The following is a 26,879-nucleotide window of genomic DNA, read 5'->3' on the forward strand; positions in this document are numbered from 1 at the left end:
CAACATCGCTACGAAAGGAAACCGCCATGGACGCGGAACGGATCTCTATTGCCCAAACCTGCCTGCTTGCCGCCCATGACGGGAGCCTGAGCTTTCCGGAGATCGTCGGCAAGCTGATCGCTTCCGGCTTCGAAGGCTATACGGTCGATTATCGCCGAAACAGCCAGACCTATTACCTCCCGGACGGCGATAGCGTGACACTGGACATGCAACCTTCCGCCGGCAGCGTCGCCGCCGCCTTCGACGCCCACGAAGTCGAGCGCCTGGTGCGATGGGCACAGGCGAACCCCGCCGACTACAGCTATATCGTCTTCAGCGAGAAGGCGAGGGATGCCGGCTGCGCGGGATACCTCGTCTCGTTCCTGGGCCGGCGCGTCGTCTATTTCGGGCGCACGGCAGAGACCCATGTCGAGCACTTCCCGAAGTGACGGAGAGCGGGTGATGACGCTTTCCGGATTCCTGATCGGCGGGGTCATCCCCGCCATCTGTCTTGGGCTCGGCACCGTCTTCATGCGGGCGAGCCTCGGCGCCGGTGCGTCTATCCCGCTTTACCTGGCCGTTGTCGGCAGCGTCGTGGCGATGTTCGGCTGGGCGGCCCTCTTCTGGACGGGCGGCTCGATTTTTGCCGCACGGCCTGTCCTCTTCGCTGCCGCGATGGGGAGCACCTGGACGGTAGCCATCGCCTGCATGGCCTATGGCATGGGTGTGCTGAAGTTGCCCGTCTCGATCATCGCCCCGTTGACCAACAGCAACGCTCTGGTCGCAGTCGCTGTGGGCGCCATGGCCTTTGCGGAATGGCGCAACCTCAACCTGTCACTCGTCGGTCTCGGCACTCTGCTGATCTGCGCCGGGGCGACGGTCATTTCCCTTTCGCGCTGAAGGATTTTCGATGCTCGACCCATGTCGGTCCAAGAGCGTCACGCCAGTCTGGGGCTCGCGCCTATCGACGCCGATCCGGTCGCCGTGATCCGCTTGCCGCAACGCGTGCCGCAGGGCCTGCACGGCAACTGGATTTCCAAAGCCTGATTTTACTGGCCGTGCAGAAGACGTCATCGCCGATCAGCGGCCTCCACGCAAACACCCAGGAAGCGCAACATGGGCATTCTGCTGGCCTTCGCACCATTCATTGGTTTCGCCATCATCGATCGATTTGCGGGGTCTACCGAGGGCCTTGTCGTCGGTGCTCTCATCTCGATCGGACTGATCGTTCGCGATGTGATGACAGCGGGCCGTTCCCCTAAGATTCTGGAGATCGGTACGGCAACCCTGTTCTGTGCTCTGGTCCTCTACGCCCTGTTCGGCACGCCGACCTGGTCCGTCATCGGTGTGCGGTTGTGCGTCGACACGGGCCTTTTGGGCGTCGTGCTGATCTCGATGGCGATCGGCCGTCCCTTTACCCTGCAATATGCGCGCGAGCAGGTTCCCGCCGAATATCAAGCTACGCCTGAGTTCTTGCGCACGAACTATGTCATCACGGGCGTGTGGGCGCTTGCCTTCGCAGTGATGGTCGCGGCCGAACTGGCCCTACTCTATATGCCGAATGTTCCCCATCGGTTGGGCATCCTGGCGATTGTGGCCGCGCTTGTTGGCGCGGTGAAATTCACCGGTTGGTATCCAGATCATATTGGCCAGAAGGCGGGACCATATGTGGACGGCTCCCTCTTGCAAGGGCTGAGCGGAAAGATTTGATCGTATCGCTTGCGTCCATATGTCCGGCCTTTGGGCGCGACCGCATGTGATCGCTGGCCAAGATGGTTTCCGCAGCGTGAGTTCCTAACACCTCAGCGGCCTCGGAGGGCCATTGGTCCCGATGGAGTGCCACACGCCTTGGATCGATCGATCGCACCATCTGCTCTTTTCTTGCAAGATCCGGCATCAGCTCAGCACGATAGCGTTGAGTAGTTGCTCATCGTGTCTGGCCAATCTTTTACGCCACGGCTGCCGCTGCTGGCAGGTCGGCCCTTCGATATTGCTCGCCGCTCACCATCAGCTTCCAGGCGATGCGCGCGACCTTGTTGGCTAACGCAACCGCAACGAGCTTGGGCTTCTTGCGTTCGAGCAACCCCAGAAGCCAAGTCGAGGCGTTCCTGCCTCCGGTACGACGGACATGCTGAACGACGGCGGTTGCTCCGACCACAAGCGTGCTCCGTAAGAGTTCATCGCCAGCTCGCGTGATGCCCCCGAGCCTGACCTTCCCGGCTGTTGAATGATCTCTGGGCGTCAAACCGATCCAGGCGGCAAAGTCTCGCCCGGACTTGAACATGCGCGGGTCTGGCGCCTTCATCATCAGCAGGGATGCGCCGATCGGACCGATGCCTGGGATTTTCGCGAGCCGCTGGCTACATTCGTCAGCGCGATGCCATTCCATAACTTTGGCCTCGACCAGATTGATCTCGCGCAGAAGTTGCGCATATTCCTGCCCGTGAAATGCGAACAGTTCGCGCGCAAGTTCGGGGATGGTCTCATCTGTCGCTATGCGCTCTAGCAGGGGTTCGATCCGGCACATGCCCCTCGCTGCGGCGATCCCGAATTCCGCAGCGAAGCCCCGGATCGCGTTGGCAAGCTGGGTGCGCTTCTTGATGAGCCTGGTGCGCATGCCCACCAGCATAAGCGCCGCCTGCTGGTCAGTGCTCTTCACCGGCACGAACCGCATCGTCGGGCGGCTCATCGCCTCGCATAGGGCTTCAGCATCTGCGGCATCGTTCTTGCCGCGCTTGACGTATGGCTTCGCCAACTGCGGGGCAATCAACTTTACCTCATGGCCGAACGAGCCGAGGAGACGCGCCCAGTGATGCGCGCTGCCGCAGGCCTCGATGGCGACATCGGTCGGCGGCAGCTTCTCGAAAAATCGGATCATTTCCCGGCGTGTCAGCTTCTTGCGCAGGACCGGTTTTTCAGCTGCATCGACGCCATGCAGCTGAAAAACGTTCTTTGACGTGTCCATACCTATACGCGTAATCTGTTCCATGGGCGGCTCCCTCGTGTGAGTCCTACAACGACATCACCTTTGGCACATCGCGATGCCGTTGGGAGCCGTCCAACCCAACACCTCAGCGTTCCGCTTAAGACTATGCTGCTTCACCGGCTCTGCGAGGATGCTTCAAGAGGGCCACCAACCTTTCCTTACGTCAAGATTTGAGGTTATGCCGGGGCGAATTAAATCGCTCGGTTCCAGGGCATGTGATTGAGCAGGACGGCCATGCCGCACCATCCGGACACTCCGGCGAAAACGAGCCCGGCGCCCAGCAATCCGGCGATCGCGAAGCCAACCGGATTGAGGAAATAGCCGGCAAGGACGGATAGCAACACCACCAAGCCGGCAACAATCTGCACCTGACGGAAGATCGTCAGGCGCGGAGGAGCCGCGCCAACGACCGGCAGGCCCTCGGCCTTCCAGGCGGTGATGCCGCCTTCGAGATTGAAGATTTCGTAGCGGCTTTCCATCGCTGCCACGCGGTCGCAGGCTTGCGCGCTGCGGCCGCCTTTCAGGCACTGGAAGATGACCTTGCGGCCGGCCGGGAGGGCAAGGCCCGCTGTCAGGTTGCCGATCTCGGAGAGAGGCAGGGTGCGGATTCCGACGATCCCGGCCGCCTATTCCGATCTGATCCCGGCCACTATTCCGATGTGAAGCCGGTCGGGCGAAGCCAGATCGCATGGTTGTAATGGCATGCAGGTTTTTGGCGGGTCAAGCGGTTTGAGCGATGGCGTTTCGGCGCATGGATTCACCCGAGAGTTCGAGGCGATGGGCGTTGTGAACGAGGCGGTCCAGGATGGCATCGGCGTAAGTTGGATCTCCGATCAGATCGAACCAGCGGGCCACTGGAAGTTGGCTGGTGACCAGGGTTGAACGCCGACCGTAGCGGTCTTCGAGTATCTCGAGCAGGTGATGGCGGGCATTGCCGTCGAGCGGTTCAAGCCCCCAGTCGTCAAGGATGAGCAGGTCGACGCGGGCTAGGCTCTTCATGCGCGCAGCGATGCGGCCGTCTCCCTTGGCCAGCGACAGGTCGTCGATCAACCGCGGCAGGCGCGTGTAGAGAGCCGAGCGGTTGTCGCGGCAGGCCTGGTGACCGATGGCGCAGGCGAGCCAGCTCTTGCCGACGCCGGCCGGCCCGATAATCGCGCAGTTTTCGTGGGCGGCGATCCAGTTGCCCTTGAGCAGCATCTCGAACAGGCGGCGATCGAGCCCGCGCGGAGCGCGGTAATCAACGTCTTCGGGCACGGCATGGTGCCGCAGCTTTGCATGACGCAGGCGAAGCGCAAGGCGCCGGTCATTGCGCCAGGTTGCTTCATGATCGAGCAGCAGGGCCAGCCACTCGGCATGGCCGAGACCGGCGGTGTCGCCATTGCCATCCAGGTCGGCGAAGGCATGAGCCATCCCGGTCAGGCCGAGCTGGTTCAGTTGATCAAGGGTTGGGTGTTTGAGCATCGTCGCTCCTCTCAGTGGTAGTATTGGGAGCCCCGGATATTGTCGTGCAGGATCGGCTCGCGCTCCGGGGCTTTGGACACGGGCACCTTGTCGAGCCCCTTTCGAGGATCGATTTGACGGAGGGATAATTGCGCGCCTGGACCTCCAGCGCGCGCACCGCAGCAGCCTCAAGCCGATCGGCACCGAAGCGCTTGGCAAGGCCGATGATGCCAAGGCACGAGCGGTAGCCCTGCTCAGGGTGCGGCCGGTCGTTGATGATGCGCTCGACCAGCAGCGACAGCATCGGCCCGATCCGGGCCGCCTCATCGCGGATCTTCGCCGGCGTCCATTCCAGATAGCGCCGGTGGCTCGAGGGCATATGCTCGGGCACCGTCGTATGCCGGCCATTTCCGCTGCCACGCATGTGCACCGCGATGCGTTCGCCGCCGAGAAAGATCTCGACGGTGCGCGCGGTGAAGCGGGCCTCGACCTCGCGGCGGGCGAAGCGATGCGGCACCGAGTAATGGTGGTGATCGACGGCGATATGGTAGTCGAGCCCGACCCGGCAGCGCTTCCATTGGGCATGGACCCACTGCTCCGCCGGCAGCGGCTTGAGGTTGGGCGCGTCAACCTCCTCGAACAACTGGCGGCGCGTTCGGCCGAACTGGCGAAGGACCCGCGTCTCATTGAGGTCGGTCAGGCACTCGGCGATGCCGGCATTGAGCTCGGCCAGGCTGTAGAAGACGCGGTTGCGCAGTCGGCCCAGCACCCAACGCTCGACGATGCCGACGCAGGCTTCGACCTTCGCCTTGTCGCGCGGCCTCCTCGGCCGCGCCGGTAGCACTGCCGTCCCGTAATGCCGGGCCATGTCGGTGTAGCTGCGGTTGAGCATCGGATCGAAGTGGCAAGCCTTGATCACCGCGACCTTGGCATTGTCGGGCACCAGCAACTGCGGCACCCCGCCAAAGAAGGCGAAGGCGGCATTGTGGCCCTCGATCCAGTCAGCGAACTGCTCGGTCCAGGTCGCGCACGCGAACGACAGGCTCGAGCCGCCTAGCACCGCCACAAACAGATGGGCATCGCGGATCTCGCCGGTCCTGCGGTTGATCACGACTGGCACCGTGTCGCCGGCGTAGTCGACGAACAGCTTCTCGCCACCGGCATGGCTTTGGCGCATGACCAGCGACAACCGGCCCTCCCAGCCCCGGAACAGTTCGCACCAGCGGCTGTAGCGATAGCCGTCGGGATGAGCGGCGATGTACTCTTCCCACAGGACCTGCAGCGTCACGTGCTTGCGCTTCAGCTCGCGCGACACAACCGACCAGTCCGGTTCCGGCTGCTTGCGACGCCCAGGCTTCACGCCGGCAGGGCCATAGAGCCGCGCTTCAAGATCCGCATCGCTGATCTCGGCGGGAACCGGCCACTCCAGGCCCGAGCGCTCGAAGCGGACCACCATGTCTCGCACCGTCGAGCGTGCAATGCCCATCATCCGGGCTACCTCACGCATCGGGACACAGCCTTCCCGGTGCAACTTCAATACTTCGCGCACATCGCGCATCTTCGGCCTCCTCGTCGGCATCCATTCCTCCCGGCTCAAACGCAGCCGCAAGGATCGCCCAACGATCAGGCTTCTCATCCCCCGGCAGGTGGCCGGGAATTAATCGGAATGCCGGCCGGGATCAGGTCGGAACGCCGGCCGGGATCAAATCGGAATGGTGGCCGGGATGACCTCGGAATCCGCAAGGCAGGGACAGCGCCGCCGCAATATGCTCGCCGCGAAACTCGTCGGGCTCGCGCACGTCGATCAGCACGGCTTCGCCCGAGGCAAGCCATGTGCTGGCCTGGCGAGGTGCGATGGTCTTCATGGGTTCTGGCATGGGGATCAGTCCTTCTTGCAGAAGCGGTTGTAGAGAATGTCCATGATCTCCAGAGCCGCCGGGTCGTTGATGAAGTAGTTGAGCGTGCGGTGATCTCGCCGGAAATCGACGAGACCCTCCTTCTTCAGTTTGGCGAGGTGCTGCGACATCGAGGTCTGGCCGATGCCGGTTTCCTCGACCAGCGCGCCGACGCTCCTTTCGCCTGTGGAAAGCAGGCAGAGGATCAGCAGCCGGTGCGGGCTTGCGAAGCCGCTGACGAACTCGGCAGCCTGCTCGGCCTTGTCTTTCATCTCAAGCACGGGGTTCGTCATCGGCGCCCTTTACAATTCATATTTTCATAATATCATAGATGCGTGAATTGAAAAGCGCAAGGATGGATCGAACGCAATGACCAAGGACTACAAGCAGATCACCCGCGACATCTCGGCCTATAGCGCCGAGCTGCGCAAGCTGGCGCCGGAAGCCATGCAGGGCTTCCACGCCCTGGCGAAGGGTGCGAGCGCAGACGGCGCGCTCGACAAGAAGACGAAGGAGCTGATTGCCTTGGCGATCGGCGTCACGCAGCGTTGCGACGGCTGCATCGGTTTTCACGCCAAGGCGCTGAAGGAGCTTGGCGCGACGCGGGAGGAAGTCGGCGAAGTCATGGCGATGAGTGTCTATATGGGCGGCGGCCCGGCCCTGATGTATGCCGCCGATGCGCTACGCGCCTTTGACCAGTTCTCAGCAGTTTAGCCGCCTTTCGGCGGCGCTTACGCGCCGCCGTGCTTCATGACCGGGATGCCGAGCTTGCGGGCCTTGTCGGCGAGATTGTCCTGAATCCCGGTTCCGGGGAAGTGGATGACCCCGATCGGCATGGTGTCGAGCATCGCATCGTTGCGCTTGAAGGGGGCTGCCTTGGCGTGCTTGGTCCAGTCGGGCTTGAACGCGATCTGCGTAACCTTGCGGTTATCGGCCCATTTCGCGGCGATGAGTTCGGCGCCCTTCGGGCTTCCACCATGCAGCAGCACCATGTCGGGGTGCTTGGCGTGAACCTGATCGAGCTTGGCCCAGATCAGGCGATGGTCGTTGAAGTCGAGACCGCCGGTGAAGGCCACCTTGGGGCCGGGCGGCAGGAGCACTTCGTTCTCGGCGCGCTTCTTCGCGGCGAGGAAGTCTCGGCTGTCGATCATCGCGGCGGTCAGGTTGCGGTGGTTGACCATCGAGCCGGAACGGGGCCGCCAGTTCTTGTGAGTGTGGCGCTCGAAGTGATCGGCGGCCTGGTCGCGCATCAGCTCGAAGGCGTTGCGCCGTTCGAGAAGGGTCTGCCCCTCTGCCGTCAGGCGCTCCAGTTCGACGGACTTTACCTCGGAGCCGTCCTGTTCCCGCTGAAGGCGGCGCTGCGCGATCTCGTTATCGTCCAGCTCGCGTTCGATCCGGTCGGTCGCGCGATGGAAGAGGTTGACCGTGCCCCAGAGCAGTTCGTCGAGGTCGGGTTCGAGGCGGGTGTCGGCGAGCGCCACCACAAGGGCGTCGAAGATGTCGGCGATGCTGCCGGCCACGACATTGCCCTCGGGGAGCGGCCGCGGGTCGGGTTCGTCCTCGAAGGGGCGGTAGCCGTAGAGCGCCAGTTCCTGAAGGAGATGATCGGTGGAAGAGGATTCGTGGTGCGGCTCGTAGTCGGTGTCGTGGTGTTCGGTCATGGTGGTCTGCCTTCGGCTCGTAGCCACGCCCATCGCGGCCTTCGTGGCGACGAAAGGCGGCGGGCGGGACGGACCTGCACCGGACGCGCAGCGGGAGGCCGGAACGCAGAGGAGGATGGCGGTTGCCGGCGATTTTGCTTCGCGATGCAAAGCGTCCGCAGGACGCGGCGGAAAATCGTTGGCAACCGGCATTGCCTGTCCGGCACGGCTGACGCCCCGATCGCCCTCTCAGAAGGCCGTGGGTGTGGTCTCTCCGTGCTGAAGGTAGATCGCCGTGACTGAACCGGCCCCGCGACACCGCGTTGCCGCTGCCACCTGACCGTGACCGATCAGGCTGCCAGGGACATGAAGCGGGCTATGTCCTGCGAGCCGATCTGGTCCCGCAACCGTGCCGCCAATGCGTCGTGGCCGAGGAGCCTGAGATCCTCATTGAAGTCGCCAAGGCGCGGTGTGAGCACAACCGTCTCGATCCCGGCCCCGTTCGCACGCTCGATCAGGGTCGCCATCGCCCTGTCACCGGCCGGATCGTTGTCGCGGGCGACATAGAGGCGTCGCAGTGTCAGCGGGAACAGGATGGCGCTGAGGTGAGCGGCCGATAGCGCTGCCTGTGCCGGCATCGTGGGCAGGACCGAGCGGACGGACAGCACCGTTTCGATGCCTTCGCCGGCCATTGTCACCTCGCAGCCCATACCGAAACGAACGGCGCTCCCCAGGAGATCGCCCATCGCACGCCGGGGCGTCTCGATAGGCGCACGGCCAAGACGCGCCTCGCTGAAGCCGTCGGGATCGAGCCAGGTGCGGTGCGCGCCCGTCATGGTGCCGGCGGGGTCGGTGACGGCAGCGATCATTGCCGGCCAGGTCTCGGTCGGCGCGTTCTCGTCGGCCCGATAGTAGCAGTAGGGATGGAAGCGCAGGGCTCCGGTTTCGTGCAAAGCCGTAATGGCGCGATTGCGCAAATACGTTTCCACGAGCGTCCGCCCGATGGGCCTCGCCATGGCAAAGAGCCGCCGTGACGCTTCGGGCGATCCTGTCGGCACGGATGCCGGTCGCTGGCCACGATCACCGGGTTCGGGATCAGGATGCGGCATGGCCAGGAAGGTCCGGGCCTCGTCGGCGACGTCTTTGAAGTCGACGAGCCCGCAGCTTTCGCGGATGACGTCGAGAAGATCGCCATGCTCGCCGGTCGATGCGTCGGTCCATTTGCCCGCCGCACCCTTGCCGGTTTCCGGCCCGGTCAACCGGACGAACATCGAGCGGCCCGGTGAGTTGCGGGCGTCGCCTACCTGCCAGTATCGCCCGGCACGATGGCCGGACGACAGATAACGACGGCAAACCGCCTCGGCCTGCCGGCCGAGACGGATCGCGAGTTTGGATGCATCGAGGCGAGCCATTACGCCGCCTCCCGTTCGCCGATGCGCTCGACCGGCCAGCGGTCGAGCAGCTTGGCGAGCACGACAGGCCCATTGGCATCGACCGGCACGAACATCCTGAGCTTCCACGAGATGATTTCGTGGAACAGGCCATAGGCCGAAAGCCGCTCGCGCATCGTGTCGGTGAAGCCGCTGAGTTCGATGCGGTTGGTCCCCATCACGCGAGCGCGCCGGAGCTGAAGGCCCTCGGCGAGATCGAGGATGGTGCGGCCGTCCATCAGCGCCATGAAGGCGTCATCGGGCGTGAGCGAGGACGTACCGGTCGTGGTCGCGTTGGCGGCCCAGGCCGGCGAGACCTTGCGGCCGATGATGCGTTCGCCGTCATCGGTCTGGAGGCGATAAACCCGCGTCGATTCATTCGGCAAGCGCTTCCAGATCGGCAGCAACAAGCCGGTGACGACATGGATCGTGCTGTCGGCAAACTCCGGCACCTCGGCGATCTCGGCGTTCCAGGCGGCAGCGAACGCATCGTGATCGGCTTCGATCCAGTGCGTTTCGCCCATCGCCCCAAGGGGAATGTTGAGGCCCTCCATCGGGCGCAGCAGACGCACGCGGCGCTCGATCTCGCCATCGTCGAGCATGATGCTGGTGATCGGCACCTGCACGGCGGCGCGGCCCGAACGCTCATTGATGAGAAGTTTCGCACGCGGGTCATCGAGATGGCCGAGCGCCGCCGCCAGCGTCAGCGGCCGATTGCGCTCGCGCTGCGTGATGGTGAGCAACCGGGTCTCGGCGCCGGTGCCCGGATGCGCGTAGATGGTCTTGCGGTCGGTGACGATGAAGGACTCGGCGGTCAGCGTTTCCAGACCGGCATCATAGGTGCCGCTGGCGATTGCGCCCTCGATGCGCGCCGTCAGCAATTGCTCGAAGGCGGTGAAGAGGACGCCCTGAAGCTCGATGGTCAGCGCCAGCAGCCGATTGAGGAAGGTGGTGATTGGAGGCAGGTCGTCCTTGATGCCGGTCGAATCCATCAGCTTGAGGCCAGTGGCGGACTCGAAGCGGTCGAGGGAGCAACCTTCGACTTTGCCCCGCACCAGCAGCATGTAGAGCTGGCGGAGCGCATCGCGCGCATAGGGGCTTTCCAGATTGTCCTTGGGACGAAACAGACCTTGCCCGCCTGTCTGGCGCTGGCCGCGCGTGATTGCGCCCAGCGTATCGAGGCGACGGGCGATGGTCGAGAGGAAACGCTTCTCGGCCTTGACGTCCGTCGCGATCGGGCGAAAGAGCGGCGGCTGCGCCTGATTGGTCCGGTGCGTGCGGCCGAGGCCCTGTATAGCGGCATCGGCTTTCCAACCTGGCTCCAGCAAGTAGTGGACACGCAGCCGCGTATTCCGCGCCGACAGTTCGGCGTGGTAGCTGCGCCCGGTGCCGCCGGCGTCGGAGAAGATCAGGACACGCTTGGCGTCGTCCATGAACGCCTGGGTTTCGGCGAGATTGGCCGATGCGGCGCGGTTCTCGACCACAAGGCGCTGGCCCTTGCGGACGATCCGGCGCGAGCGGCCCGTCACCTCGGCCACGATGTCCGTCCCGAAGTGCTGGACGATCTGGTCGAGCGCACCGGGAACGGCCGGCAGGCTCGCCAGCTTCTCGATCAGCGCGGTGCGGCGAGCGACGGCCTCGCGGCTTTCGACGGGCTGACCGTCACGCATGACGGGGCGCGAGGACATATTGCCGTCGGCGTCGGTGAACGGCTCATAGAGCTGCACCGGGAAGCTGGTTTCGAGGTAGGACAGAACGTATTCCCTCGGCGTGATGTCCGCCCGGATATCGTTCCATTCCTCGGTCGGGATGTCGGCCAGACGCCGTTCCGTCAGCGCCTCGCCGGTGGAGACGATCTGGATGACGGCGGCGTGGCCGTCTTCGAGATCGCGGGTGATCGACCGGATCAGGGTCGGCGTTTTCATGCTGGTCAGGAGGTGTCCAAAGAAGCGCTGTTTCGCGCTCTCGAACGCGCTCCTGGCGGCGGACTTCGCCTGCTTGTTCAGCGTGCCGGACGATCCGGTGATATTGGCGGCCTCCATCGCCGCGTCGAGATTGTTATGGATGACAGCGAAGGCGGCGGCATAGGCGTCGTAGATGCGGGTCTGCTCGGGCGTCAGCGCGTGCTCGACAAGCTCGTATTCCACGCCGTCGAAGGAGAGCGAGCGGGCGGTGTAGAGGCCGAGCGCCCGCAGATCGCGGGCCAGCACCTCCATCGCCGCGACGCCGCCCATTTCGATGGCTTCCACGAATTCGGCCCTGGTTGAGAACGGAAAATCGTCGCCGCCCCAGAGACCGAGCCGCTGGGCATAGGCGAGATTGTGGACGGAGGTGGCGCCGGTCGCCGAGACATAGGTGACGCGAGCATTGGGAAGCGCGTGCTGGAGGCGCAGTCCGGCGCGGCCCTGTTGGGACGCCGTCACGTCACCCCTTTCACCCTTGCCACCAGCGGCATTCTGCATCGCGTGTGCCTCGTCGAAAATGATGGCTCCATCGAAATCGGAGCCCAACCATTCGACGATCTGCTTGACGCGCGATAGCTTCTCGCCGCGGTCGTCGGAGCGCAGCGTGGCATAGGTTGTAAATAGGACGCCTTCGGGCAGCGTGATCGGCTTGCCTTGCGGGAATCGCGACAGCGGCGAGACCAGCAGGCGCTCCATGCCGAGCGCGCTCCAGTCGCGTTGCGCGTCCTCCAGCAGCTTGTCGGATTTGGAGATCCAGACCGCCTTGCGTCGGCCCTGGAGCCAGTTGTCGAGAATGATCGCTGAGGACTGGCGGCCTTTGCCGACGCCGGTGCCGTCGCCGATGAAGAAGCCGCGGCGGAAGCGCACGACGTTTTTGGCGTCGTCACGCGCGGCGGTGACGAGATCGAACGTCTCGTCCACCGTCCACGCACCGGCGAGATAATCGGAATGAGCTTCGCCGGCATAGACCAGGGTTTCGAGCTGGGCATCGGACAGAAGATCGCGGATATTGGCGGGAAGCTGCGGGTGATAGCTGGGCTTGGGCGGCGCGACGCTCGCCATCGCCGCCGACTGCACCAGCTTGGTCGGGTGAGCCTGAGACCCGGAAATACGGATCGCCTGCAATCCGTATTCTTCATAGATGGCGTCGGAGAGGCGGCCCCGGTCATCTGCCTCGGCTTCGGCGTCGATGATCTCGTAATCGAGCGCGACGCCTTCGGGTTCGGCCATGGGTGCGGCAGACGCGGCCTTGGCGGCGCGGTTGAGATAGCCGCGCACGCTGCGCGCAGCGGCAGGCGCAGCAGTCGGCACGATGACGGACGGATCGTTCGGGAGGCGCGGCGGAATGTGCGTGCCGATCCAGGCCATGAGCGTGGCGGCGTCCGGCGCGGTCCCCGGCGAGACCGGGAAGACCGTGGGATCGTCGGCGGGTAGCTTGTCGATGACGGTGAGTCGCGTCGGGAAGGTCGTGCCGTGCTTTGCATAGACGGCGCCGTCGATCGCGGCGGAGAACACGACGCGGCCGCGCTCCTGCAGGCGGGCGAAGGCGGAGGTCCAGGCCGGGGCTTCCGGGCCGAAGTTCGCGCCGGTGATTGCAACTAGCCGGCCACCGGGCGCGAGTCGCGCCAGCGCGGAGGCGACATGGCGGAACGCGGCGTCAGCCACGCGGCCCTCGACGTGGGCCATGGCCGAGAACGGCGGGTTCATCAGAACGACAGACGGGACAGTGGCGGCGTCGAGATGATCGTCGATCTGCGCCGCGTCGAAGCGGGTGATGGGAATGGCCGGAAAGAGAGAGGAAAGCAGCGAGGCGCGCGTATCGGCCAGTTCGTTCAGCACGAGCGAGCCGCCGGCGATTTCGGCGAGGATCGCCAGAAGCCCGGTTCCGGCCGATGGTTCCAGCACACGGTCAGCGGGCGTGATCGCCGCTGCGGTCGCGGCGACCAGGCCGAGCGGGACCGGCGTCGAGAATTGCTGAAGCGCCTGGCTCTCCTGCGAACGGCGCGTGTGCGTCGGCAGAAGCCCGGCGATCTTGCCGAGCAGCGGCAGAGCGCCGGCCGGAGAACCGGCTTTGCGGAAAAGCGCCTTTCCGTATTTCCGGAGAAACAGGACGGTCGCGACCTCGCACGCCTCGTAGGCGGCTTTCCAGTCCCAGAGGCCGGTGGCGTCGGAGCCGCCGAAGGCCGTCTCCATCGCCCCGCGCAACGCAACGGCATCGACGCGCACGCCGCGTTCGAGATGCGGCAGGATCAACAGGGCGGCCGCGTGGACGGCGGCAGCGGAATCGCCGGGCGCGGCGAGCGGCGTCGCCGGAAGCCTATCGGCCAGGGGAAGCAGAGCGTTCATGGGGAAATCCTCGGGAGAGCTGAAACGGGTAAGTCCGCCGGCGCTCTCTCTCGAACCGGACGGGCTCAAACCCGTCCCGGCCGTTCTCTCCCTCTAAAGCCGTGGCGATAGCTGGCATGAAACAAGCGCCCGGCCGTGAGGCGGGGCGCTTGTGTCGACGTCAGCCGAACCGGCGTCCGGTTTCGGTGAAGGTGTATTGGTTGGCCGCGATCGTCTCGTCCACGGCCTCGTCCGAACAGAGATATTGGAATTCGCGTTCGAGCTGCCGATAGAGCCAGCGGGCGAGATCGCGCAGCGCCTCGATCACGGCGTCCTCAGCATCGGCGGTCATGTCCTGCCAGGTCGGGCTATTGCGCTCGACCAAGATCGCCATGCAATATTCATGGGAATAGCGGCCGCGATGGCTGACATCGGCGCGGAGTTGACAGAAGTTGCGGCGCTGGATCGCCAGCAGGTCATCGGCGATGGCGTGAAGGCGCGTGTCCTGCGGCGCGTAGCTGCGGATTTCGCGGGTGGCGTTCTTCCGAAAGGCGTAAAACGCCTGATAGCTTGCGCCGTCGCCCTGCGACCAGAAGCCGGTGAACGAGATCTGCGGCTCCTGCCGAGTGCCGCCGCCCATCAGGCGGACGGGCCGGGTCTTGAGGCAGATGCCGAGGATTTCCGCGATGCGCTGGAAATCTTCGAAGACGGAATCGTACCAGTCGTAATCGAAGCCGCCTTCGCGATACCAGGCGCGGGCGTTGTCCTTGGCCGCGTCGGAAAGCTCGCCGAGCTGATAGACGGTGGTTTCGATGATCTCAGGCATCGGGATCGCCTCCGTCGAGAACCTCGGCGAGCCAGCCGCCGGTATAAGTCCAGGCGATGGTCTCGCCGGTGGCGAGATCAAGGACATGCGCGCCGCCGCCGAAGCCGTCGAGACGCGGCCGCGAACAGGTGTTGGCGTATTGGAATCCCCAGCGACCGGAGAGACCGAACGCCTGCGCGCACCGCTTGACGAACTGGATGACGTGCGCCGGATCGCCGGTGGTGTCATCACGCATCCAGAGCTGGGTGCCGCCATGCGCGGGCTCGATCGACAGGAGGAAGCCTTCGGAGGGCGGGTCTTCGGCCGCGTTCTCGGCGGCGAGCGTGCTGTAGATTTCGAGCGCGCGAGCGGCATTGTCGGGCGTGCCCACGTCGAGCAGGCAGGAGAAGTGGGTGAAATAGTTGGCCATGACTGGCTCCTGAAACGACAAAACCCGGCGCGGGGCCGGGTCGAATGGGATGGAAGGCGTGGCGGGAAATCAGGCGGCCAGCGGCACTCGCAGAAGCTCGGCGGCCGTCTCGCGCCAGAGTGCATCGACCAGCCGCGCCTCAAGCTGGGCGGCGCGGTAGCGATATTCGCGGGCCGGGCCGTGCTCGCCGCGACCGGACGCGGCGAAGGCTGCGCCGCGCAGTTTGCTCGCCTCGGTCACGACATGGCGGGCCTCGGCGTCGGAGGCGACGGGCTGCTGCCAGAGGATGATGCCGGCCCGAATCGTGCCGGCGAGGACAACGCCCTGGTCGCAGTCCTGAATGACCATGATGCGGGGGCGGAAGCGCAGCATGTCGTCGGCGCTGACGCGGATGTCACCCTGCGCGACACGGCGGCTGGCGACGGTCATGGCCTCTTCGGGCGACGGGCTTTCGCCGATGACGACGATGCGGTCGAAACCATCGGCTTCATCGCAGCCGTCATAGCTGGCGGTGCCGATGCAGGAGATGCGCAGCGGCAGCTTCTGCGCGCGATGCAGCCTGGGCAGGACGTGCTGTGCGAGAATCTGGCCGATCGGGGCGAAGCCGGCGTGTCGGGAATGGATCATGGGATTTACTCCGCGACGGTCGGCGGAAGCCTCTCCTCCACCTCGTAACCCGTCACGGCCAGGCCGTCCGGCCTCTGCCTCTCTCCCCTCTCGAAATGCGGCCGTGGCCAGCATGAAAAATGCGCCCCACCGGATGATGGGACGCAATCGGTCCTGCCATTTGCTTGAGTGGTGACGGAGAGCGACCGCAGCCGCTCCCCGCCGTTTCGGTCATTCGGCCGCGACGAGAGCGACGTGCTCGTCTTCGGCGGCTTCGTCTTCGTCCTCGTCGCCATCGCCCGCCAGAAATTCCGGCAGGGCCTCGCCATCACCGGCATCGCCAGCGTCCGCGGCGTCACCGTCGAGTTCGACCAGGCGCAGCGGCTCGGGCAGCCAGCCGGTTTCGGCCAGCAGGCGCTCGGCTTCCTTCGCCATGTCGCCCTTCTTCAGATGGCTGATGAGCTGGGCCGCGCGCTCGCCCGCACCTTCGCGGACGGCTTCGAGGATGCGGGGCTTGGTGACGCGGCCGAGATAGTTATCGACCGTGGGCCTCCAGCCGCCATCCGCCACCATGTCGAAGCCGGTGGCGCGGGCTATGCGATCGGCGCCGGAGAGACGACGATCAAGGCCATGCTGCGAGACGCCGGAACCGCTGTGGGGATTGGGCCGCTCGTAGAGGGCGTTGACGCCGTAGCTGACGCAATGGGCCAGCAGCGCCATCCGGCTCGCCTCGTCGAGCGCGGCGATCCAGTCCCAGAGCGCGCCTTCGTCGGAAGGAACGTCCGCCTTCCAGGCGGCGAAGCGTTCGCCGATGGCCTTGGCTGAAGGCGTGTCGCTGAGATCGCTGCCCTGCACGCCGTAATGCGGCTGGCGCACCGAGATCTCCATGCAGCCGGTCGGAGCCGCATAGTGATAACGCTGCATGACCAGACGGTGCAGGAGCGCCGTCATGGCGACATGCGGGTTGTTGGCCAGCGCCTCGTGAAGCGCGAGGGTGCGATGGGCGGTGAGTTCGATCACCAGCCGTTCGGGAAGCGGCTTGATGCTGTCATCCTCGTCGTCATCCGCATCGACCGGCTCGCCGCCGATGGTGATGACCGCGCGCTGCACGGCGCCCTGGGCCGCCACCCCGCCGCCTTCGGTATCGGACTCGCCATCACCGGCATCGTCCTCACCGTCGATGGTGACGGGCGCCTCGTCCTCGGGACGGACGTAACCGCGAGCGACGATGAGGTCGCCATCGCTGTCAATGCTGACGAAGACGCCCGCGCGGGCGATCTCGGCAGCGTCATAGATCGCCGGGCGCTTCTCGAAGGCGGTCAGGGCCGCCTCGATTTCGCCGAGGCGCGCGTCGATGTCATCAGGCAGTTCGTCGTCATCGGCATGTTCCGCCTCGAGCCGCTCGTATTCGTCGCGCAGCGTCTCGCGGGTGGCGCCCTCCTCCTCGGTCAGATCGAGGAACGTGGCGGTGAGGACGCGAAGGCCGCGATCATGGCCGTAGGGCAGATCGGTATCGACCTCGATCCACTTCCAGCCCTCGGCCGCGACTTCATCGGCGATGCCCTTCAGCTTATCCGAGACGAGCCGGTCAAGCAGCGCGGGGTTTTCCAGCCAGCCCTCATCCTCGTCGGAGAAGAGGTCGCGCAGCATCACGCCGCCGGCCTGTTCATAGGCTTCGACGCCGACGAATTGCACGCGCTTGTCGTCGGTCGGAATCGACGTCTCGGTCAGGAGATCGCGGGCATACCAGGGCTGGCGGTTGTGCGAACGCTGGACCGCCTCCCAGACCTGTTCCTGCCGGGCATGATCGGGGTTGACGGTGAACGCCTCCAGCATGGCCAGCGTCATCTCACTGCGCGCATAGGCATCGAGCAGCGACGGCACGACACGGGCAAGGCGCAGCCGCTGGGCGATGTAGCGCGGCGTGGTGCGATAGGCATCGGCGACTTCCTCCTTCGACATGCCGCTATCGACCATGCGCTTGAACGCCTTGAACTGGTCGAGCGGATGCAGCGCCAGGCGGATGACGTTCTCGGCGTAGGAGTCGTCGACGGCCGAGGTCTTCGCATTGGCCTTCTTGACCAGGCAGGGAACGAGGCCCTCGGCAGGGAAGCGGCCTGCCGCGACCAGGCGGGCGATAGCGCGGTAGCGGCGACCGCCAGCCGGGGTCTCGAAATCGCCGGTCTCGGAGCCAGCGTCGTCAAGGATGGCGCGGACGTTGAGGCCCATCACGAGGTCTTCGCGGCGGTCGATGTCCTGGGTCAGCTCATCGAGGCCCTGTTCAACGTCGATCTCGCGGACGTTGCTGTCCGACAGCCGGATGCGGTTGAACGGAATATCGCGCGTGCGAGAAAACTCGATCATTGCGACGACGGGGTTCTTCTTGCGGGTAGCGGCCTTAGCCATGGTCTTCACTCCATGACGGACTCCGTGAGGCTCTCTCTCGGATCTCAATCCGTCACGAAGCGAAGCGCCGCCCTCTCACTCTAGGAGGGCAGCGCCACGCACCATGCTCGCCGGATTGGCGCAGACGCACACATCCGGCTTTCCGTATTTCCGGCTTTCCGCCGATCAGATTCCGCACATCCCCTCACATTCGTTCTGCCAGAGATCGAGCTGGCCGTGGTCGGCGGCGGTCGTGAGGTCCGCTTCGTCGAGAGGAACGGCCGAGCGGTGAAGATAGACTTCGCCGCGGATGCCGCGCAGGCCGGTGCGGATCATCGCGTCGAGCGACACGGCATTGTCCCACGCCTCGGGATCATGGTCGCGTAAGGTTCGCCACGCCGTATCCGAATGGAACGGGCAGCCGATGCAGGCGCTCTTGGGCGGGATGGGATAGTCGTGCCGCACCAGCCAGCGCAGGCAATCCTGCCGTGTCATGCCCCGCTCGATCAGCGGCCAGCGGTTGAACTGCCAGTCCTCGAACGAGGGCTTCATGCGCAGCGCCTCGTCGAGCGAAATCCCGATCCATTGCTCCGCGACCGGCGATCCGGGCGAGCGCCGCCCGGCTATGCCGAGCAGCTCGCGCACCTTCCGGCGGATCGGCACGATCTTGTAGGAAGAGGTGCATTGGCGGCGGATCATGCCGACGCCGATGCGCTCGGTTCGGAGAACGCGCGAGCCGACAGGAACGAGGTCGCCGTTCTCGTCTTCGTCATAGACGGGCAGTTCGGAGCCGGCCGGCGTGACCGTGCGGGTGAAGGCCGGGATCGACGCCCACCGCTCGCCGCGCGAGGCGGCAATGAGGTCCGCACGCAGATCCCCGGACGAGACGATATGGACGGGGAACGGCAGGACGTTGGGCGAGCGTAGCCAGGCCAGATGCTCATAGACGGCCTTCGGCTCCCAGCCGGTGTCCGCGAAGATCGCGCAATCCGGCATTGGGCCGATTTCACCATGCGCGGCCATCAGGGCAAGCGTGGTGGACTGGACGCCGGCTCCGAGACTGAGCACGCGCAACTGGATGTCGGCCGCCAGACCGGGATCGGGCACGAAGCCGGGGAAAGCGAGCGCGTTCATCACGCCGCCTTCCGCATGTCGTCGGCGTCGGGCAAGCTGCCCGCGTCCGGCAGGAAGGACAGCAGCCAGTCCGCCGCCTTGCTGGCCTGCGAAGCGGCGCGGACGATGGTGCGATTGTCCTCGCGCAGCACTTCCAGCCAGGAGCCGATATAGTCGGCGTGGCGCACTGTCGGGACGATGCCGAGCGATGCGCAGCAGAAGGCCGAGATCAGTTCGGCCGTGATTTCCTCGACCGAATAGAGCTTCGAGCCGAAGGAGCCGGAGAGATTCCGGTTCAGCCGATGGGCCGCGCCGCTGGCGTGACCGAGTTCATGCAACGCCGTCCGGTGCCAGTTGATCGGCTCAAAATAGGCGGCCGGCGGCGGGACTTGCACATAGTCGAGGCCCGGAGCGTAGAACGCCCGATCGCCGCCGATGCGGAAGTCGATGCCCGTCGCCTTGATGAGCGCCTCCACCTGGGGCTCGATCATACCGGGTGGCGGCGGCACGGCGACGGCGATGTCGTCGGGTAGGCCCTCGCATTGCGCCGTGTTGAAGACTGTGAAGCGCTTCAGGAACGGGATCGCCTGCGCTTCCTCGCCATGTTCGCGGGCGCGGCGCTTCTCGTCCTCCGGGGTGAAGCGATCGGCATAGACGACGGTGGTGCCGCGTTCGCCCTTGCGGACATTGCCGCCGAGCGACAGCGCCTGGCGAAAGGTGAGCCAGCTCTGACCGGGGAAACCGTGCTGAACCACAGCGCCCCAAAGGATCAAGACATTGATGCCGCTGTAGCTTCGAGAAGTCGCGGCGTTCCGCGGCAGGCCAAGCGGAGCCTTGGCGGCCGAGGTGCCCCAGGGCTGGACCCACGGCACGCGGCCGGCTTCAAGCTCGGCGATGATCTTGCCGGTGATTTCGTCATAGAGGTTCGCCCGGTCGGTGCCGGTGCGAGGGGTGCGGTCATGTCTGGACATCGCGGTTCTCCGCGACGGGCGCCGGAAGACTCTCTCCCAGCCCTCAACCCGTCACGGCAAAACCCGTCCGCACTCTCACTCTCGCGGGTCGGCGGTACTTGTGAACAAGGCTTCGCTCTGCTCCGCGACCAGCTTCTGAAACTCGGCGTAACAGGCCGACAGGCGAAGGCATTGGGTTTTCAGTTCTTGAACAACCGCATCCAGCTTGAGCGGCGGCGTGCCGCCAATTCCATAGGAGGGCGCTTTTTCGCCTTTTGCCCAAATACGCTTGATCGATTGGGATAGTCCAAGCTCGACCCGCGGGGTGAACCTGTGGGTGTGCTTACTCCGAAAATCGTCCGTGGCTGTCTTGTAGTCGCCCATGTCGACGGTGTTGAGCGCTCTGTTCAGCTTCTTCCAGGAGCGCCATGGTTTTGCGGCCCTGACCGCTGCCTCTTCCTTGATGCCCCAATCCTCCGGCAAAGCTGCAAGATCGTCCGTCCATTCATCTCTATGGGAAACACGGTTCGCCTGATGGGACAGATGCGCAATGGCAAAGAAGAACCTGGCCTTGAGAGTGTATGGGCCGAGCAGCGCCGTTGCAGCCAGATCCTGCACGAACTCGTGCAGCAATTGGTTCTTCTGCTCGACATCGAGCCCGTCGATGACGCTGCCCCATGCGTCCAGACGCATGGTGAGGCCGATCAGGTGATTGATCCCGTTTGCGAGGTCGCGTGCGGCGTCATCCGCGAGATCGCGATAGGCCATTTGCTGAAGGCCCAACTCGCTATCCAGCCGGATCGTCTGGGGCGGTTTGAACCAGCCATAGGGCATGAAGGGCGTAAACGCCTCGGTTTCGTTGAAAGCCTGGCGGTATTCGACATATTTCGAGGCGAGAAAATCGTCTTCCTGATCCATCGCGATCCTATGCCTGCGCCAGCGACGCGGCGATCGCAGCGATGGACCGGAAGAGAACGAGCGGATCGTCATGCGTCGGCATAAAGCCGCGCCGCTGCCAGAACTGCGCAGCGTCGTCGTCGACGGCATTGACCATCAACGCCCGCCCGCCGATCAGGCCGGCAGCTTGCACACAGCGCTGGAGCGCATGTTTCACGAGACCAGTGCCGATCCCTTGCCCCACCCAGGCTTCGTCCGTGGCGAGTTGGCCGAGAAGCAGGCACGGAACCGGATCGGGCGGCTGTCCGGTGCGGATCGCACGCGGCAGGACAGCGGGCACGACGGCCGTGGGCGCCAGACCGTAGTAGCCGACAACCCGCCCGGCCTCATGCACCACGAGAACGGCGGTAAAGCCCTTTTGCTGGTTCGATAGGGCGCGGGCTTTCAGCCAGTGATCGAGCGTCGGCTTGCCGCAGGAGAATTGCGAAACGTCATGCACGACCGTGATCGGTTCAGGAGCCGAAAGGGACAAGTTCTTACCGCTTCGGCTCGTAACCGGACTCCCAGGGCGCCGGGCGCTTGGCCAGCTCGACCATCGCGGGAACCGGCAGTGCGGGGGCGGCCAGAATCTCCATAAACCCGGCGAACCCTTCCGGGCTCATGCGGATCAGGCTTTGCTCCATAACCACTTCCTCGGCCGCGCGCACGGCGGCGTCGCGCACGAAGTCGGTGCGCGAGCGACCCCGCAGCGTAGCGGCTCGATCGATCATCGCGACATCAGCCTCGGGCAATCGCATCGAGATGGGATATTCCTTGCGCTCTGCTGTGCTGGCCATGGTTTGTCTCCTTGACAGCAAGATAGGAGGTTGTAGCGTAAAACGCAATACGCTAGTATCAAGAGATCGTTGCAGTTCTCAAGAGAGAGTGTGTTGGAGCCGAAGATGGTCGGGCCAGAGAGGGATTCGCATAGGTTATTTCACTATGCCGCAGCGCGCTCCGATGCGCGTGTCCACGCCATGATGCGCGCCGGCCGGCCAAACAATGCCGAATATTCTATCTATATTTCAATTGCTTATGAATTTCGTCAGGCGAATGTTGCGAGTCATGACCTTGCACCCGCCCGGCAACAAAGCAACGATAGCAGGAAGGGAGCGCGAAGAGCTGCTCGAATCCTTGCTGTTCGACGCGCCGGAACTGACCTTCACGGCGCGCGGCAATCCCGACCCGCGGCTCTTGCGCCTGGTCGGCTTGCTGGCAAGGCAGGCGGCGCGGGAATGTTACGCCGACGAAGTGAGGACGCAGAAGCGACGGGGGAAGCGCACCTCCTGATGCCTGAAGGAGTTGCGCAATGAGAGTCGCGCTTTACGCCCGTTATTCCTCCGACAATCAGCGCGACGCTTCGATCGCCGACCAGTTCCGCCTATGCCGGTTGCGCGCGGAAAAGGAAGGCTGGCAGATCGTCGAGGAATATTCCGACCATGCCATTTCCGGCTCGTCCCTGCTGCGCCCGGGCATCCAAGCACTAATCTCGGACGCCACGCGCGGCCGTTTCGATCTGATTCTTGCTGAAGCCATGGACAGGCTTTCGCGTGACCAGGAGGACATTGCCGGGCTGTTCAAGCGCATGTCCTATTCGGACGTGAAGATATTCACGCTCTCGGAGGGCGAAGTCTCGCATCTGCATGTCGGCCTCAAGGGTACGATGAATGCGTTGTTCCTGAAGGACTTGGCCGACAAGACGCGGCGCGGACAACGCGGGCGCGTCGAGGCTGGCAAGTCGGGCGGTGGCAACGCCTATGGCTATGATGTCGTGAAAAAGCTGGACGCCAAGGGTGAACCAGAGCGTGGCGACCGCACCATCAATGAGGTGCAGGCCGAGGTGGTGCGCCGCATCTTCCGCGACTATGCCGCCGGTAAGTCGGCCAAGACCATCGCCTTCGCGCTGAACCGGGATGGCATCCCCGCGCCGTCCGGCGGCGATTGGGGCTTCAGCACGATCAACGGCAATCCGAAGCGCGGGAACGGCATCCTCAACAACGAGATGTATGTCGGCAAGATCGTCTGGAACCGCCAGCGGTTCGTCAAAGACCCCGACACTGGGAAGCGGCAGGCCCGGCCCAACCCGGAATCGGAATGGGTCATTCAGGAGACGCCGGAACTGCGCATCCTCGACGAAGATCTCTGGAATGCTGTGAAGACGCGGCAGGCCGAGATGCGCACAGAGAGGGACGAGAACGGCGACGCCGACGTCAGCAAGCTCAACCAGCGCCGTCGGCCGAAATATCTCTTTTCGGGGCTGACCAAATGCGCCTGCTGCGGTGGCGGCTATTCGGCGATCTCCCAAACTCTGATCGGCTGCTCGACGGCGCGCAACAAAGGCACCTGCGACAACCGCGTCAACATCCGCCGCGATGAACTGGAATCGCGCGTGCTGAACGCGCTGCGCACCCGGCTGGTCGATCCTGAACTGTTCGTCCATTTCTGCGAAGTGTTCACGCAGGAGATGAACCGACTGCGCATGGAAGGCCGCGCTGGCATCGCCTCGGCCGAAGCAGAAATGTCGAAGATCGATCGCGAGCTCGACACGCTCCTCAACCTGATCCTCAAGGGCGGCGCGGCTGACGCGATCAACGCCAAGATGGTCGTGCTGGAGCAGCGCAAAAAGGAATTGGCATTGTTCCTTGCCGAAGCGGAAGAACCCCCTCCCCTTCTGCATCCCTCCATGGCGCTGCAATACCGCAAGCGGGTCCAGCAGTTCTACGAAGCCTTGCAGGGCGAAGAGGAAGAGAAGCGGATCGAGGCAGCGGACGTTCTGCGCTCACTGGTCGACAAGATCGTACTGACGCCGTTCGAGGGCAAGATCGAGATCGATGTTCAGGGCGATCTTGCTGGAATTCTTATGATTTCCGCACAAACGAAAAACCCCGCCTCGGGGGCGGGGTCTTCGCAAGTAAAGATGGTTGCGGGGGTAGGATTTGAACCTACGACCTTCAGGTTATGAGCCTGACGAGCTACCGGACTGCTCCACCCCGCGTCACTGTTGTTCTGGTTGTTTGGAACCAGAACAAAAAAGCCGCCGCTCGGTTAAGACCGGCAGCGGCTGTTTTGTCATGATGAATGGGTTTTTATCTTACGGCCCGCTGGCTTCAATGCCTGGCGACGTCCTACTCTTCCAACGCTTGAGCGGTAGTACCATCGGCGCTGTCTGGTTTCACGTCCGAGTTCGAGATGGGATCGGGTGGGTCACAGACGCTATGGCCACCAAGCAATGGAGCCAGCGTGTCGTAAGGTTTTAATCGATGCGCACCTTTGTGTGTGGTGTGTTTTACCTGGCTGGATGATCGTCCTTCAACGGACGCACCTGCATGGCAGGATTGTCGTTGATGGTGGGATTCATCAAGCATGATCAGAGTTATTAGGACCGGTTAGCTCCATGCATTACTGCACTTCCACACCCGGCCTATCAACGTGATGGTCTATCACGACTCGAAGATACCTAATCTTAAGGGAGGCTTCCCGCTTAGATGCTTTCAGCGGTTATCCCGTCCGTACATAGCTACCCTGCTGCACCGTTGGCACGATGACAGGTACACCAGAGGTACGTTCACCCCGGTCCTCTCGTACTAGGGGCAACTCCTTTCAAGTATCGACGCCCACGGCAGATAGGGACCAAACTGTCTCGCGACGTTCTGAACCCAGCTCACGTACCACTTTAATTGGCGAACAGCCAAACCCTTGGGACCTGCTCCAGCCCCAGGATGTGATGAGCCGACATCGAGGTGCCAAACGATTCCGTCGATATGAGCTCTTGGGAATCATCAGCCTGTTATCCCCGGCGTACCTTTTATCCGTTGAGCGATGGCCCTTCCACGAGGGACCACCGGATCACTATGACCGACTTTCGTCTCTGCTCGACCTGTCGGTCTCGCAGTCAGGCAGGCTTATGCCATTGCACTCTATCAGACGGTTTCCAACCGTCCTGAGCCTACCATCGCGCGCCTCCGTTACTCTTTAGGAGGCGACCGCCCCAGTCAAACTACCCGCCACAGAGGGTCCCAGCGCCGGATAACGGCGCGTGGTTAGACATCAGAAAACAGCAGGGTGGTATTTCACCTATGGCTCCACACCGGCTGGCGCCAGTGCTTCAAAGCCTCCCACCTATGCTACACAACTCTTTCCTAATGCCACTCTGAAGCTGCAGTAAAGGTGCACGGGGTCTTTCCGTCTAACCGCGGGTACTCCGCATCTTCACGGAGAATTCAATTTCGCTGAGCATATCCTGGAGACAGTGGGGAAGTCGTTACGCCATTCGTGCAGGTCGGAACTTACCCGACAAGGAATTTCGCTACCTTAGGACCGTTATAGTTACGGCCGCCGTTTACTGGGGCTTCAATTCGGAGCTTGCACTCCTCCTCTTAACCTTCCAGCACCGGGCAGGCGTCAGACCCTATACGTCGTCTTGAAGCCGACTTAGCAGAGTCCTGTGTTTTTGATAAACAGTCGCTACCCCCTGGCCTGTGCCCCCCACCAATGCTTGCGCATAGATGGGGCCTCCTTCTTCCGAAGGTACGGAGGCAATTTGCCGAGTTCCTTCAGGATACTTCTCTCAAGCGCCTTGGTATACTCTACCTGACCACCTGTGTCGGTTTCGGGTACGGTCTATACGGTGGGGCTATTTCCTGGAACCGCTTCGAAGCCTGACCAATCCGATAAGGTCAGACAACACACGCGATCCGTCACACACCACCAGGCCCACGAATATTAACGTGGTTCCCATCGACTACCCCCTTCGGGCTCGTCTTAGGGGCCGGCTTACCCTGCTCCGATTAGCGTTGAGCAGGAACCCTTGGTCTTTCGGCGAGAGGGCATCTCACCCTCTTTATCGCTACTCATGTCAGCATTCGCACTTCCGATACGTCCACGGTCGGTTACCCTCCCGCTTCACTCGCTTACGGAACGCTCCGCTACCGCTCAGATCAAAGATCTGAACCCTAAGCTTCGGTGCATCACTTTAGCCCCGATACATCTTCGCCGCAGGAACCCTTATTTAGACCAGTGAGCTGTTACGCTTTCTTTAAAGGATGGCTGCTTCTAAGCCAACCTCCTGGTTGTTTTGGGATTCCCACATGCTTTCCCACTTAGTGATGACTTGGGGACCTTAGCTGTAGGTTAGGGCTGTTTCCCTTTTGACGACGGACCTTAGCACCCGCCGTCTGTCTGCCAGATAAGACTCGATGGTATTCGGAGTTTGGTTAGGTTTGGTACAGCTCGCGCCGCCCTAGCCCATCCAGTGCTCTACCCCCATCGGCATACGTCTGACGCTCTACCTCAATAGATTTCGCGGAGAACCAGCTATTTCCCGGTTTGATTGGCCTTTCACCCCTAAACACAACTCATCCGAGCATTTTTCAACATGCAACGGTTCGGTCCTCCAGTGCGTGTTACCGCACCTTCAACCTGGTCATGCCTAGATCACCGGGTTTCGGGTCTAATTCATCGTACTCAGTCGCCCTATTCAGACTCGCTTTCGCTACGCCTACACCTAACGGCTTAAGCTCGCACGATAAATTAAGTCACTGACCCATTATGCAAGAGGTACGCTGTCACCCCCTAAAGAGGCTCCAACTGCTTGTAAGCATTCGGTTTCAGGTACTGTTTCACTCCCCTAATCGGGGTGCTTTTCACCTTTCCCTCACGGTACTGTGTTCGCTATCGGTCATGTACGAGTATTTAGGCTTGGAGGGTGGTCCCCCCATGTTCAGACAGGATTTCACGTGTCCCGCCCTACTCGAGTCCTCATCCATCACTTTCGCATACGGGGCTGTCACCCGCTATGGCCACTCTTTCCAAAGTGTTCTGCTAGTTGAAGATGAGGCACTGGCCTGGTCCGCGTTCGCTCGCCACTACTAACGGAATCTCGGTTGATGTCTTTTCCTCCAGGTACTGAGATGTTTCAGTTCCCCGGGTTCGCTTCACCAAGCCTATTTTATTCAGCTTGGGATACCTTATCCACCTCACTCACTCACTGATCACT

At 63.3% G+C, this 26,879-nt stretch carries 24 protein-coding genes, 1 tRNA gene, 2 rRNA genes and 2 pseudogenes (1 of these 29 cut by a window edge); 8 read left to right on the top strand and 21 right to left on the bottom strand.

Features of this window, described 5'->3' with window-relative positions; all coding sequences use genetic code 11:
- Positions 1-26 precede the first annotated feature (26 nt).
- The 4 genes from EGO55_RS07640 to EGO55_RS07655 all read left to right on the top strand — a co-directional run bounded on the left by EGO55_RS07640 (position 27) and on the right by EGO55_RS07655 (position 1,689).
- Complete coding sequence (locus EGO55_RS07640; RefSeq protein WP_021691376.1) at positions 27-428, top strand: DUF1398 domain-containing protein; 402 nt, start codon at positions 27-29, stop codon at positions 426-428.
- Between the two features lie 13 nt (positions 429-441).
- On the top strand, positions 442-879 hold the full coding sequence (locus tag EGO55_RS07645; RefSeq protein WP_021691375.1) for a hypothetical protein: 438 nt from the start codon (positions 442-444) through the stop codon (positions 877-879).
- 21 nt (positions 880-900) lie between these two features.
- Positions 901-1,026: a carotenoid oxygenase family protein gene (locus tag EGO55_RS20740; RefSeq protein ID WP_124916751.1), complete on the top strand. Its 126-nt coding sequence runs from the start codon at positions 901-903 to the stop codon at positions 1,024-1,026.
- A 69-nt stretch (positions 1,027-1,095) separates the two neighbouring features.
- A complete protein-coding gene (locus EGO55_RS07655; protein ID WP_201798929.1) occupies positions 1,096-1,689 on the top strand; it encodes a DUF3159 domain-containing protein in 594 nt (197 codons plus the stop codon).
- Between the two features lie 238 nt (positions 1,690-1,927).
- Here EGO55_RS07655 and EGO55_RS07660 read toward each other — a convergent pair whose 3' ends face one another.
- Both EGO55_RS07660 and EGO55_RS07665 read right to left on the bottom strand, forming a co-directional pair.
- A complete protein-coding gene (locus EGO55_RS07660; protein ID WP_021692041.1) occupies positions 1,928-2,968 on the bottom strand; it encodes an IS110 family RNA-guided transposase in 1,041 nt (346 codons plus the stop codon).
- 188 nt (positions 2,969-3,156) lie between these two features.
- On the bottom strand, positions 3,157-3,549 hold the full coding sequence (locus EGO55_RS07665) for a rhodanese family protein (protein WP_346723824.1): 393 nt from the start codon (positions 3,547-3,549) through the stop codon (positions 3,157-3,159).
- Between EGO55_RS07665 and EGO55_RS21225 the strand changes: the two genes are divergently transcribed.
- Entirely contained in the window at positions 3,466-3,663 is a 198-nt protein-coding gene (locus tag EGO55_RS21225; RefSeq protein WP_021691863.1) for a hypothetical protein, read from the top strand. The two genes, EGO55_RS07665 and EGO55_RS21225, sit on opposite strands and share 84 nt — an antisense overlap.
- 22 nt (positions 3,664-3,685) lie before the next feature.
- Here the strand turns inward: EGO55_RS21225 and istB are convergent, their stop codons facing one another.
- From istB to EGO55_RS07685, 4 genes and pseudogenes are all read right to left on the bottom strand, one after another.
- Positions 3,686-4,426, bottom strand: coding sequence for an IS21-like element helper ATPase IstB (istB, locus tag EGO55_RS07670; protein ID WP_021691864.1), 741 nt, complete (start codon positions 4,424-4,426; stop codon positions 3,686-3,688).
- A gap of 11 nt (positions 4,427-4,437) precedes the next feature.
- A pseudogene (gene istA, locus EGO55_RS07675) lies at positions 4,438-5,963 on the bottom strand (IS21 family transposase).
- A gap of 121 nt (positions 5,964-6,084) precedes the next feature.
- A complete protein-coding gene (locus EGO55_RS07680; RefSeq protein WP_040717611.1) occupies positions 6,085-6,270 on the bottom strand; it encodes a rhodanese-like domain-containing protein in 186 nt (61 codons plus the stop codon).
- A gap of 17 nt (positions 6,271-6,287) precedes the next feature.
- On the bottom strand, positions 6,288-6,593 hold the full coding sequence (locus EGO55_RS07685; RefSeq protein WP_021691867.1) for an ArsR/SmtB family transcription factor: 306 nt from the start codon (positions 6,591-6,593) through the stop codon (positions 6,288-6,290).
- A gap of 76 nt (positions 6,594-6,669) precedes the next feature.
- Here EGO55_RS07685 and EGO55_RS07690 point away from each other — a divergent pair, with 76 nt between their 5' ends.
- The gene (locus EGO55_RS07690) at positions 6,670-7,014 is read left to right on the top strand and encodes a carboxymuconolactone decarboxylase family protein (protein ID WP_021691868.1); all 345 of its coding nucleotides are present in this window, start codon (positions 6,670-6,672) and stop codon (positions 7,012-7,014) included.
- A 17-nt stretch (positions 7,015-7,031) separates the two neighbouring features.
- Here the strand turns inward: EGO55_RS07690 and EGO55_RS07695 are convergent, their stop codons facing one another.
- From EGO55_RS07695 to EGO55_RS07750, 12 genes are all read right to left on the bottom strand, one after another.
- Positions 7,032-7,961 (bottom strand): DUF2493 domain-containing protein, encoded by a 930-nt coding sequence (locus EGO55_RS07695; protein ID WP_021691869.1) that lies wholly within the window; start codon positions 7,959-7,961, stop codon positions 7,032-7,034.
- A gap of 329 nt (positions 7,962-8,290) precedes the next feature.
- On the bottom strand, positions 8,291-9,352 hold the full coding sequence (locus tag EGO55_RS07700) for a DUF7146 domain-containing protein (RefSeq protein WP_021691870.1): 1,062 nt from the start codon (positions 9,350-9,352) through the stop codon (positions 8,291-8,293).
- Positions 9,352-13,680 carry a strawberry notch family protein gene (locus EGO55_RS07705; protein ID WP_021691871.1) on the bottom strand — a complete coding sequence of 1,443 codons (4,329 nt, stop codon included), beginning with the start codon at positions 13,678-13,680 and terminating at the stop codon, positions 9,352-9,354. Before EGO55_RS07705 ends, EGO55_RS07700 begins: the two co-directional genes overlap by 1 nt.
- A 160-nt stretch (positions 13,681-13,840) precedes the next feature.
- Positions 13,841-14,485 (bottom strand): hypothetical protein, encoded by a 645-nt coding sequence (locus EGO55_RS07710; protein ID WP_021691872.1) that lies wholly within the window; start codon positions 14,483-14,485, stop codon positions 13,841-13,843.
- Positions 14,478-14,894, bottom strand: coding sequence for a hypothetical protein (locus EGO55_RS07715; RefSeq protein WP_021691873.1), 417 nt, complete (start codon positions 14,892-14,894; stop codon positions 14,478-14,480). The genes EGO55_RS07710 and EGO55_RS07715 overlap by 8 nt, the downstream gene beginning before the upstream one ends.
- Before the next feature lie 69 nt (positions 14,895-14,963).
- Positions 14,964-15,521 carry a hypothetical protein gene (locus tag EGO55_RS07720; RefSeq protein WP_021691874.1) on the bottom strand — a complete coding sequence of 186 codons (558 nt, stop codon included), beginning with the start codon at positions 15,519-15,521 and terminating at the stop codon, positions 14,964-14,966.
- A 210-nt stretch (positions 15,522-15,731) separates the two neighbouring features.
- On the bottom strand, positions 15,732-17,906 hold the full coding sequence (locus EGO55_RS07725; RefSeq protein WP_021691875.1) for a ParB/RepB/Spo0J family partition protein: 2,175 nt from the start codon (positions 17,904-17,906) through the stop codon (positions 15,732-15,734).
- 165 nt (positions 17,907-18,071) lie between these two features.
- Positions 18,072-19,019: a hypothetical protein gene (locus EGO55_RS07730; protein ID WP_021691876.1), complete on the bottom strand. Its 948-nt coding sequence runs from the start codon at positions 19,017-19,019 to the stop codon at positions 18,072-18,074.
- The gene (locus tag EGO55_RS07735; protein ID WP_021691877.1) at positions 19,019-19,969 is read right to left on the bottom strand and encodes an ArdC family protein; all 951 of its coding nucleotides are present in this window, start codon (positions 19,967-19,969) and stop codon (positions 19,019-19,021) included. Before EGO55_RS07735 ends, EGO55_RS07730 begins: the two co-directional genes overlap by 1 nt.
- A gap of 75 nt (positions 19,970-20,044) precedes the next feature.
- The gene (locus tag EGO55_RS07740) at positions 20,045-20,866 is read right to left on the bottom strand and encodes a hypothetical protein (protein WP_021691878.1); all 822 of its coding nucleotides are present in this window, start codon (positions 20,864-20,866) and stop codon (positions 20,045-20,047) included.
- A 7-nt stretch (positions 20,867-20,873) separates the two neighbouring features.
- Positions 20,874-21,377 (bottom strand): GNAT family N-acetyltransferase, encoded by a 504-nt coding sequence (locus EGO55_RS07745; protein WP_021691879.1) that lies wholly within the window; start codon positions 21,375-21,377, stop codon positions 20,874-20,876.
- 4 nt (positions 21,378-21,381) lie between these two features.
- Positions 21,382-21,681 (bottom strand): type II toxin-antitoxin system TacA family antitoxin, encoded by a 300-nt coding sequence (locus EGO55_RS07750; protein ID WP_021691880.1) that lies wholly within the window; start codon positions 21,679-21,681, stop codon positions 21,382-21,384.
- A gap of 268 nt (positions 21,682-21,949) precedes the next feature.
- Between EGO55_RS07750 and EGO55_RS07755 the strand changes: the two genes are divergently transcribed.
- Positions 21,950-22,174: a hypothetical protein gene (locus tag EGO55_RS07755; RefSeq protein ID WP_021691881.1), complete on the top strand. Its 225-nt coding sequence runs from the start codon at positions 21,950-21,952 to the stop codon at positions 22,172-22,174.
- Positions 22,175-22,193: 19 nt separating this feature from the next.
- Positions 22,194-23,231, top strand: a pseudogene (locus EGO55_RS21500) (recombinase family protein); the annotation flags it as partial.
- A 571-nt stretch (positions 23,232-23,802) separates the two neighbouring features.
- Here EGO55_RS21500 and EGO55_RS07765 read toward each other — a convergent pair.
- The 3 genes from EGO55_RS07765 to EGO55_RS07775 all read right to left on the bottom strand — a co-directional run.
- A tRNA-Met gene (locus EGO55_RS07765) sits at positions 23,803-23,879 on the bottom strand.
- 117 nt (positions 23,880-23,996) lie between these two features.
- Positions 23,997-24,111, bottom strand: a 5S ribosomal RNA gene (rrf, locus tag EGO55_RS07770).
- 129 nt (positions 24,112-24,240) lie between these two features.
- Positions 24,241-26,879 (bottom strand): 23S ribosomal RNA (locus EGO55_RS07775); it runs 155 nt beyond the window's last position.

The organism is Caenibius tardaugens NBRC 16725, from assembly GCF_003860345.1.
Classification (GTDB): domain Bacteria; phylum Pseudomonadota; class Alphaproteobacteria; order Sphingomonadales; family Sphingomonadaceae; genus Caenibius; species Caenibius tardaugens.

Excerpts from the sequence above, each read along its gene's own strand:
- EGO55_RS07685 (WP_021691867.1), bottom strand. The coding sequence starts at position 6,593 with ATGACGAACCCCGTGCTTGAGATGAAAGACAAGGCCGAGCAGGCTGCC.
- EGO55_RS07720 (WP_021691874.1), bottom strand. The coding sequence starts at position 15,521 with ATGATCCATTCCCGACACGCCGGCTTCGCCCCGATCGGCCAGATTCTC.
- EGO55_RS07680 (WP_040717611.1), bottom strand. The coding sequence starts at position 6,270 with ATGAAGACCATCGCACCTCGCCAGGCCAGCACATGGCTTGCCTCGGGC.
- EGO55_RS07640 (WP_021691376.1), top strand. The coding sequence starts at position 27 with ATGGACGCGGAACGGATCTCTATTGCCCAAACCTGCCTGCTTGCCGCC.
- EGO55_RS07700 (WP_021691870.1), bottom strand. The coding sequence starts at position 9,352 with ATGGCTCGCCTCGATGCATCCAAACTCGCGATCCGTCTCGGCCGGCAG.
- EGO55_RS07710 (WP_021691872.1), bottom strand. The coding sequence starts at position 14,485 with ATGCCTGAGATCATCGAAACCACCGTCTATCAGCTCGGCGAGCTTTCC.
- EGO55_RS07690 (WP_021691868.1), top strand. The coding sequence starts at position 6,670 with ATGACCAAGGACTACAAGCAGATCACCCGCGACATCTCGGCCTATAGC.
- EGO55_RS07705 (WP_021691871.1), bottom strand. The coding sequence starts at position 13,680 with ATGAACGCTCTGCTTCCCCTGGCCGATAGGCTTCCGGCGACGCCGCTC.
- EGO55_RS07755 (WP_021691881.1), top strand. The coding sequence starts at position 21,950 with ATGACCTTGCACCCGCCCGGCAACAAAGCAACGATAGCAGGAAGGGAG.
- istB (WP_021691864.1), bottom strand. The coding sequence starts at position 4,426 with ATGCTCAAACACCCAACCCTTGATCAACTGAACCAGCTCGGCCTGACC.
- EGO55_RS07750 (WP_021691880.1), bottom strand. The coding sequence starts at position 21,681 with ATGGCCAGCACAGCAGAGCGCAAGGAATATCCCATCTCGATGCGATTG.
- EGO55_RS07645 (WP_021691375.1), top strand. The coding sequence starts at position 442 with ATGACGCTTTCCGGATTCCTGATCGGCGGGGTCATCCCCGCCATCTGT.
- EGO55_RS07715 (WP_021691873.1), bottom strand. The coding sequence starts at position 14,894 with ATGGCCAACTATTTCACCCACTTCTCCTGCCTGCTCGACGTGGGCACG.
- EGO55_RS07655 (WP_201798929.1), top strand. The coding sequence starts at position 1,096 with ATGGGCATTCTGCTGGCCTTCGCACCATTCATTGGTTTCGCCATCATC.
- EGO55_RS07660 (WP_021692041.1), bottom strand. The coding sequence starts at position 2,968 with ATGGAACAGATTACGCGTATAGGTATGGACACGTCAAAGAACGTTTTT.
- EGO55_RS07695 (WP_021691869.1), bottom strand. The coding sequence starts at position 7,961 with ATGACCGAACACCACGACACCGACTACGAGCCGCACCACGAATCCTCT.
- EGO55_RS07740 (WP_021691878.1), bottom strand. The coding sequence starts at position 20,866 with ATGGATCAGGAAGACGATTTTCTCGCCTCGAAATATGTCGAATACCGC.
- EGO55_RS07735 (WP_021691877.1), bottom strand. The coding sequence starts at position 19,969 with ATGTCCAGACATGACCGCACCCCTCGCACCGGCACCGACCGGGCGAAC.
- EGO55_RS20740 (WP_124916751.1), top strand. The coding sequence starts at position 901 with ATGTCGGTCCAAGAGCGTCACGCCAGTCTGGGGCTCGCGCCTATCGAC.
- EGO55_RS07730 (WP_021691876.1), bottom strand. The coding sequence starts at position 19,019 with ATGAACGCGCTCGCTTTCCCCGGCTTCGTGCCCGATCCCGGTCTGGCG.
- EGO55_RS07725 (WP_021691875.1), bottom strand. The coding sequence starts at position 17,906 with ATGGCTAAGGCCGCTACCCGCAAGAAGAACCCCGTCGTCGCAATGATC.